At 64.7% G+C, this 3,834-nt stretch carries 3 protein-coding genes; 2 read left to right on the forward strand and 1 reads right to left on the reverse strand.

Annotated elements, in window-relative coordinates; genetic code table 11:
• Positions 1-970, forward strand: a 970-nt coding sequence (locus E4M07_RS28845) for a toprim domain-containing protein (RefSeq protein WP_136661870.1), incomplete at its 5' end; no start/stop codon positions are given.
• A 234-nt stretch (positions 971-1,204) separates the two neighbouring features.
• Complete coding sequence (locus E4M07_RS28850) at positions 1,205-2,161, forward strand: DUF2493 domain-containing protein (protein WP_136661871.1); 957 nt, start codon at positions 1,205-1,207, stop codon at positions 2,159-2,161.
• A 122-nt stretch (positions 2,162-2,283) separates the two neighbouring features.
• On the opposite strand, the gene E4M07_RS28855 is transcribed toward E4M07_RS28850, so the two are convergent.
• The gene (locus E4M07_RS28855) at positions 2,284-3,441 is read right to left on the reverse strand and encodes a hypothetical protein (RefSeq protein WP_136661872.1); all 1,158 of its coding nucleotides are present in this window, start codon (positions 3,439-3,441) and stop codon (positions 2,284-2,286) included.
• Positions 3,442-3,834: the final 393 nt, after the last annotated feature.

Raw genomic sequence — 3,834 nt, forward strand, 5'->3', positions numbered from 1 at the left:
AGGGCATCACGAAATCTCCCGCCATGCGCTGACGTTATGTTGCGTAGACCCCAGTGATCGCCCGCAGGACAAGGACCAATCCCGGGAGCGCAACATAATCTTCGCCGCAACATGTTCACAGTTATGTGCAGTTGCACATAACTGTGATGCATCGACCGGCGAACATGGCGATCTTCTCGATCTCATCGCCCTCAATCGCGGCCTCGGCTTCCGCGCCGCGCTCGATGAGGCGCGGGGATTCCTCAGCCTGCCGGTTCCACCGATCCGCAAGGTCGCCCCGCCCGTGCCGACGAACTCTTCCGAAGCGGCGCGGCGGCTCTTTGCTGCGTCAAAACCGATCGGGGGCACGCTGGCTGAAGGATATCTGCGCAGCCGCGGGCTCGATCTGCCTTCGGATGTTTCGGCGCTCCGTTTCCATCCACGATGCTTCTATCGTGCGCCGTCAGGGCGTCAGGAATGGCCGGCGCTCATTGCCGCCGTTACCGACGGCAAGGGCGAGGTGACTGGCGTGCATCGCACCTGGCTTCATCCCGAAGGCGGCAAGGCGCCCGTCGATCAGCCGCGCCGCGCGCTCGGCCATCTCGCCGGCAACGGCGTGCGCTTTGGCGTCGTGCGCGACGTGCTGGCGGTGACCGAGGGCATCGAAACCGCCCTGGCGCTCAGGACGGTCATGCCCGGTATGCCGGCCGTTGCCGCGCTCTCGGCCTCCCACCTTGCCGCCCTGAACCTGCCGCCGGCATTACGCCGGCTCTATGTCGCGCGCGACAATGACGAGGCCGGCAGGCTCGCGCTGGAAGGGCTTCGGTCCAGGGCCGGCGCGACCGACATTTGCGAACTCGTGCCGCGGGCGGAGGATTTCAACGCCGATCTTCTGACCCTTGGCCCGGAGCGGTTGCGGGACTGGATCGGGGAGCAAATCGTGCCTGACGACAGCCATTTCCTCATTCGGGATGGGCGGCAATGGGCATGACGGCTCCGCCATCGGACCGTCACGGTTGAGCATACCGGCAGGCCTTCCCGTTGCAAGGGGGCCGCGCCACGGCCTTTCCAGGAGGGGTATCTGCCGGCGCCAGCCGGCCTTGCAACGGCTGCGCCGTCCTCCACTGCGTTTCGGCCTGCGGTGCAAACCCGCCCTGCGGCGCCGGCGGACGATCCCCGGAAAGGCCGCGAACGGCGCGGCCTCACAAAACCGGGAGACCCAGCCATGACGCTTGACCCCTTCATTGAACCCCTTAACGACGAACCCCGTCACGCTTCCTCGCCAACCGCGCATCTCCTGGACGAGTTGCAGATCTATGGGTACCGCCCCAATGGCGACGAACCCGACACGCGCCCGTTGCCAGAGGCCGACCGCGCCGAACAGGAGATCGAAAACGCCTTCGAAGCCCTTGCCGCCCTGATGGCCGACACACGGCTCGAAGACGATCTCGACGATGTGCTCTGGAACCTGGTCAACATCTTCCACCGCAGGATCGCAAATCTCGACCGTGCGCTCGATGACAACGAACAGGCGCAACGCCGGATGCAGCGCGAGCAGGACGGTTCGGAGATCAAATCCGTCGAACTGGAGCGGCTGACCGCGCAGGGCATCTCCATCATCGAGCGCCGCAACGCCTTCGAAGCCTTCCGCGAGATTGCCGCCGGCCGGTTCGAGAAACACACCCTTTCCGCCTGGCGTCCGCGTTCCGGTTCGGTGACGAACCGCCGGGCGATGACGGCATCGATGATCGACAGCCGCGACTTCATCGCCGCCAAGCGCAAGGCCGAGATCGAGCCGCTGCTGCCGGCGGGTCCGCGCATCGCGTTCACCGGCGGCATGGATTGCAACGATCACACCCGCATCTGGGCCGCACTCGACAGGGCGCATGCGAAGCACCCCGACATGGTGCTGATCCATGGCGGATCGCCCAGGGGCGCGGAAAGGATCGCCGCCTGCTGGGCCGACAACCGCAAGGTGCAGCAGATCGTCTTCAGGCCCGACTGGAGCCGCCACAGGAACGCCGCGCCCTTCAAGCGCAACGACCAGATGCTCGATGCGCTGCCCATCGGCGTCATCGCCTTCCCCGGTTCCGGTATCTCGCAGAACCTCGCCGACAAGGCAAGGAAGATGGGGATCAGCGTCTGGAAGTTCGGAAATGACAAGGGTGAGGGTGGCGCGTGACGCGTCGCCCCGTTTTCAGGCAAACCTTTGTCCTTTGAATGCCGGCGCGAACATGTCTGCTACTATGGGCCAAACCCAGCTCAGTCACTCCGCATTCCTTCTTCCGGAGACCAGGTTCCATGTCAGACCATTCGCCGTGGCGGCGGGCTGCCCAGCAATGCCAGACCATCCCGAAATAGAGCGTAGGCGTATTCGGATTCGGGCGAAACATCGCTCTCTTCGCCTCGATCCATGGCGAAACCGGAGGGTTCGATACGAGGAAGTTTGAGGACCGCGGGCATGTTCTCCCGCCCGCTGCGGATGATGTCGCTCAGAGAGTTGAGAAACCGTTCAGCAGACCTCTCCTCCATCACGAACCATCCCGCGAAGCCATCGCCACTTCGCCGCAGCAGGCGCCTTCGATGAGGGAAACGCGGCCACCGTCTTGGATCAAACCATAAGTCTTCCAGCCAGTGGGGACAGTCGTGGAATGGCCAGAGGGGTTCCGCGCTGGCGAGAAAAGTTCGACCCGCGTATGGAATTGACAGGAAGCTCAGCGGTGAAGCGACATCGGGGCGCTCCCCTCCAGCGCGAATCCAATCGATCCAGGCCACAACGCCCGGCGCTTCCATGAGAGAAAAATTGGCGCGATGCGTCGCAAGCGCGAGCGAGGCCGGCGTCGACTCCGGGCTCAAACCTGGGGTCGATGCCGTAGGAGGCGGCCGCTTGCCACGCGGCTTTGAAATGCGCGTCTCGGCAGCATGGAGAAAGGCGCCTGCTGCCCCCGGTCTTGAGCCGAACGCGATCGAATAGCCGTGAATGACCTTGCCATGGGGCGACTTTGCCGCAAGATGGGGCTTCACCTGCTTGCTGTACTTGCGCTTTGCCTGTCCAGCGATGGTCGCGGCCGAGACGTTGGCGGCGAACGATCCACGCGCCTCCGCCAGCACCACTCCGTGGTCCGAAACCGCACCGTCCCCGTAGATGAAGTCGGCATGCGGGGCGAGCGTACTCGAAAGGCAGGCAGCATTGTCTCGCCACGTATAGCCGAGCGCATTCATGAGCAGGTCGGTGACACCAGCGCCGACGCGGCCGGCGAAGGCGGTACGTTCCGCATCGGCCAGCGAGTTGATGTGCTGGGCGAGCACGAACATGTTGCCGTCTTCAATCAGCCATTCCACCTCAGTCAGGGCCTTGTCTCCCCACCGCGCCAACATTTCCGGCGGTGCATCCCGCAGCGTTGCCGTTCTTGCCATCGACGCAGCAAGAGCGGTCGGCCCGAACGTCAGGGTCTTGCACATGCCGGGGGCACTGAAGCCCACGGAAATCGGACTTGGGTCTGGCTGGCCGTTCCGGCGGGCCGCGACGGGGGTGTCTGCGGTGTTCCGGCCGGTCTGTTGGCCGGTCTGCTGGCGGATTGCGCCTGGCGGGCGGCCCGCGTGTCGGGCATGGCGGTCCGGGCCTGAGACGGCTGCCATCGACCGTAAGCGCTGCGCCGTCACCCTCGTTGTGATCTGAGATTTTCGTGGTCATCTGGACCCGGGCGGCAACGGGAATACTGATGCGGTGGCTTCCTGCGGCAGTCTGGCAGGTGACAGGCCGTCTTTGGGCGGCTCCAGCATGGGCAGGGCGGTGCCTTTCGGGCCGGAATGGCGCGGCGCAAAAGGATTGTGGCGGTTTCAGCCACGTGTTTT

Origin of the sequence: Nitratireductor sp. XY-223 (assembly GCF_004959855.1) — a bacterium.
In the GTDB taxonomy this organism is placed as follows: Bacteria; Pseudomonadota; Alphaproteobacteria; order Rhizobiales; family Rhizobiaceae; genus Hoeflea_A.

Coding starts and splice junctions, on each gene's coding strand:
- E4M07_RS28850 (WP_136661871.1), top strand. CDS start 1,205: ATGACGCTTGACCCCTTCATTGAACCCCTTAACGACGAACCCCGTCAC.
- E4M07_RS28855 (WP_136661872.1), bottom strand. CDS start 3,441: ATGTGCAAGACCCTGACGTTCGGGCCGACCGCTCTTGCTGCGTCGATG.